Consider the following 4,689-nt stretch of genomic DNA (forward strand, 5'->3'; position numbering starts at 1 on the left):
GCCGCCGCGCCGACCGAGACGGTGACGATGCCGGTGGCGTCGCGGGCGTCGATGGCGAGGCCCGGCGACAGGCCCTCGGCCACGGTCGCGTCGGTGGAGGACAGGTTCACCGTCACGCCCGAGCCCACGCTGGCGGTCACGTCGCGGTCGATCTGGGTCAGGGCGAGGTTGAAGCCCACCGCCACCATCTTGGAGCCGCCGATCGCCGCCGCCACGTTGACGATCTGGGCCTTGGCGTCATCCTCCTTCGACAAAAGCGCGGCGCCGGTGCCGTCCTTGGCCTGGGTGAAGGCGTCGTCGCCGAGCCCGGCGAAGGCCATCCCGCGCCAGGGCGAGGTCGGCGCCACCGAGGGGCCCTGCGAGCCGGCCGAGACCTGCATCCGGCCGCTGGCGTCGATGGTGAGCGGCCCCTTCAGCGTGGCCTTCACGTCGCGGCTGTTGCTGACAACGCCCACCGCGGCCCCGACGCCGCCGTAGTCGAGCCCGATCCCCACCGCGCCCGCCACCGAGGTGATGGCGCTGGAGTCGATGGCCGAGATCGTCAGGTTCTTCACCGTCCAGCCCTGCGCCGAGGTCGCGCTGGCCGAAACGCTGGTGGCCCCGCCGAGCGTGGTGGTGGCGACCGAGCCGCCGAGGGCGAAGCCGCCCGCCCCCGCGCCGCCGACGGCGACGGTGACGAGGGTCTGGCCGCTCTCGGCCGAGATCACCGCGTCGGTGGTGGAGCCGAGCGCGCCGCCGAGATCGACGGTGGTGTCGGTCTCGATGAGGTTGATGGCGAGGCCGGCGCCGACGGCGCCGCTCTTGGCGTCGCCCGAGGGCACGGCGATGGCCAACGCTCCGCCGAGCGCGACATAGGTCCCCTGCGCCTGGGCCGAGAGGTCCAGCGCGCCGACAGCCGACAGCCGCGAGCCGCCGTCGAGCGAGATCTTCGCCGTGGTCTCGGCATCGTTCACCGCCGCCGAGCCGGCGAGGCCGACGCTGCGCGCCGCCGCCGCCCCGACCGCGGTCGCGACCATGGTCGCCCGGTCGCCCGCCAGCACCGCGATGCCGCCGCCCGCCGTGCTCAGCCTGCTGCCGGTCAGGGACACGCCCGCCCCGGCGCCGTCCTTGTCGCGCAGCACGTTCACCGCCACGGCCACGCCGACCGCGGCCTTGCCGCCGGTCAGCGCCAGCCCGCCGGCGATGGCGTCGAGCACCACGGCATTCACCGCGGCAAGGCTCACCGCGCCGCCGCTTTTCACCGCGAGCGTCGCGTCGGAGAGGAGCACGTTGGTGCTCTGTTCCAGCACGTTGATCGCCACCATGCCGACGCCGGCGCCGCCCTCGCTGCCGCGCGACACCGCCGCGCCCGCGGCGACGGTGTGGATGTCCTGCCGGTTCTGCGCCGAGACGGCGAGGCCCGCGAGGGTCTTGCCGCTGGCCATCCCCAGATGCGAGGCCTCGGCCGTCACCTCGGCCTCATGCGCCTGCACCGCCACGGCGACGCCGACGCCGACCTTGCCGCCATAGGCCCCGGCCCCGGCGACGGCGATCCAGCTCGCGTCGTTCAGCGCGGTCAGGGTGACGGCTCCGGTGGCCCCCATGGTGATCCGGTGGCTGGAATCGCCGCCGCGCAGCGCGGCCTCGACCGTGCTTTCGCCGACGATGACGATGACCGAACCGGAGACGCCCGTGCCCTTGGCCCCGCGCGCCACGGCCACCCCGGCGGCCAGCGCCACCACGGTGGAGACATCGCGCGCCACCACCGACAGGGCCCCGGCGACGTTCAGGTCCATCGCCCGCGCCGTGGCCTCGATCAGCGCGCGGATCGCCTTGACGCTGTCGACCACCGCGAAGGCCCCGGCGACGCCGGTCCCCTCGTCGGTCTCGTTGTAGCTGAGCGCGCCGGACAGGAGCACCCGCGCGCCGCTATCCTGCGACGAGAGGCTCAGCGCGCCGGCGGTGAGGCTGGCGAGGTTGGAGAGGATCGACTCGACGGTCACGTCCCGCTCGCGCAGGCCGGTGGCCGCGCCCGAGACGGAGAAGCCGCCCTTGGTTTTGGAGGTCTGGCTGCCGCCGGCCGCCTGGCTCACGGCGCTGCCCGCCGCCGAGGCGGGGGTCTGGGTCGAGACATTGGCGGCCGCGCCGGTGGTGCCGCTGGCGGCGGAGGTCTTCTTCACCCGCGCCACGGCGGCGGAGCCGAGCACGGTGGTGCCGGACATCTTCGCGTCGATGGTCACGTCGCCGTCGATGCCGAACACGCCCTCGCCGGCGCCCGCAGCGGTCAGCGAGGTGATCCCGGCCCGCACCATGCGCGACTGGAAGGAGGTGACGCCGGACAGCCCGACGGCGTTCTTCTCGGAGGTGGGCATGGCGCCGGCGAAGGCGAAGACCGAGGCGCTGTCCTGCGCGGAGATCGCGAGATCGCCCGACAGGGTCAGCGTGCCGCGCGCGTCCAGCGTCGCGGTCGAGGTGGTGTCGAGGCTGACGTGGTTCCACGAGCCGGTGATCGAGGCGTCGGTGGCGGTGCCGCCCGCCGCGACGAGGCCGACCTGATTGCCGCGGGTCACGGCGGTGACGCTCATGTCCTGCGCGGTGATCGTGGCCTTGCCGACCTCGGCCCGGGCGGTGCTGGTGACGACGCTCACGTTCACCGAGCCGCCGACGGCCTTGGAGCTGGCGCCCTCGTTCTCCTTGTAGGGATTGCGGAAGGAGGTGGATTTCAGGTCGGCGGCGAAGGCCTTGAAATGGCTGGTCAGCGCCGTCTTCAGCCCCTTGGTGGAATCCTGCTCGGTGTCATGGCCGGTGAAGCTGAAGCCGGGCACCTCGATGTTGCCGACCAGCAGCAGGATGTCGTTGACCGTCTCGGTCGAGACGGTCAGCGCGTTGGCGTCGCCCGCGGCGCCGCTCGCCGGGGCCAGCACCAGCACGGCGCCGTCGGCGATCTTGGCCGTGGCGGAGAAGTCCGAGACCAGCACGTTGGCGGCGAAGGCCACGCCCGCCACCGATCCGCGCGCCTTCGACTGGGTGTACATGTCGAAGAAGCCGGAGAAGCCGAGGTCGGAACTGACGTGATCGGCCAGCAGCGACAGGAAGCTGGCGATCTGCTCCGCCGGCGAGAACTTGGTCCAGAAGGTTTCGTCGGTATAGGTCTCGGCCCCGAGATCGACCTGCGGCCGGGCCATCGTCGCGACGTAGCGGTCCTGACCGACCTGCACGATGTCGCCGGCCTTGATGTCCTGCGTCCCCTCGGTGCTCTGGTAGGCCGGCTTGCCCTTCGCGGCGATCAGCGGCGCCAGCAGGTTCACCACCGGCAGCGTCATCGGGTCGAACTCGTTGCTGGCCGCCGAGGACACGTCCACCGTGTCGCGCGCCGTCAGCCGGACCCCGCCCTCGATCCGCGCCACGGCGTCCTGATCGAAGATCGCCACGTTGATCGCGGCGGAGCCGGAGTATTTCGCCAGATCCGGCGGGGAATCCTTCTTCTCGCCCTGGTTGAAGGACAAGGCGATGGCGCTCTGCTTCGGCCGGGCCGAGGTGGAGGCGGTGATGATCGTCTTGCCGCCGACGACGATGGTGGAGGTCTTGGTCTGGTCGGCATAGCCGAGCAGCGCCTCGCTGACATTGCTGTCGTAGCCGACGACGATGGCGCCCGAGACCTGCACCTTCGACGCCACCGGCGCCGCCGGGTCATTGACCTTCTGGTTCACCCAGTTGACGAATTTCGAGAGCTTCCCGTCGCCGGTCAGCTTGCTCGCCACGGTGTTCAGCCCGTATTTGCCGACCGCGGCGGTGGGGTTCAGCCCCTCGGCCGCGCTGTCCGCGAGGTTGTCGCGCGAAGTGCCCAGAAGGGCGGTGGCGGCGAGACCGTTGGCCTGGGTCGGCAGCACGTAGAACCGCTTCTTGACGATGGCCGACTGGGTGGTGTCGGCCTGCACCACCAGCGCCTCGGCGACCGAGACATTGCCCTGCAGCCGCGCGATGGTGCTGCCGACGCCGACCTCGACGCCGATGGCGATGGAGGTCTTGGCCTCCTTGTCGCCGGATGCCGAGGCGTCGCTGTACATCCGGTCGAAGGTCTGCGCGGCGACACGCAGCGTGCCGCCGACCGTGCTCGCCGCGCCGGTGGGAGTTGCGGTGACGGTGACGTGGTTCTCGATCAGCGAGATGTTCGCCGCGATGCCCACGGCGATGCCGAACACGCCGCCGCTGGCGCCGACGGCAGAGCTGGAGGAATCGGCGATGGAGACGACGCTCATGTCGCCCGAGATGACGAAATGCCCGGCGAGATCGACCGTCTGGTTGATCTGGGTGACGGCCACGGCGATGCCGGCGCCGATGGCCACGGGCTTGGCCGAGGTGAAGGTCTTGGTCACCACCGAGACGTCGAAATCGCCGTCCTTGCCCGTGCCGGTGGTGCGGAAGGTCGCGGCGGCGCCGCTGACGAGGCTCACGTCCACCGCCGCCCGGGCCGAGCCGCCGACCAGCGCCACGCTTTCCAGCATGTCGACCAGCGATTTCAGCAGGTCGATCGCGGTGTCGGCGAACCAGTTGTCCCGGCTGCGCGAAGCGGCGTTGCCGGCCCGCATCTCGATCGAGATGTTCTTGCCCTGCACCAGCGTCGCCACCGTGTCGCTGTCGCCGATGCTGATGGCGAGGTCGATGGCGCGGATGTTGTAGAAGCCGGTGGTGAAGCGGCGGTCGTCGGCG

The 4,689-nt window shown here is 71.6% G+C and carries 1 protein-coding gene; it reads right to left on the minus strand.

Annotation, left to right across the window (positions count from 1 at the left end):
• Positions 1-4,689, minus strand: a 4,689-nt coding sequence (locus C5F48_RS25365; RefSeq protein WP_181247751.1) for a beta strand repeat-containing protein, incomplete at both ends; no start/stop codon positions are given.

It is taken from the genome of Cereibacter changlensis JA139 (assembly GCF_003034985.1).
GTDB lineage: Bacteria > Pseudomonadota > Alphaproteobacteria > Rhodobacterales > Rhodobacteraceae > Cereibacter > Cereibacter changlensis.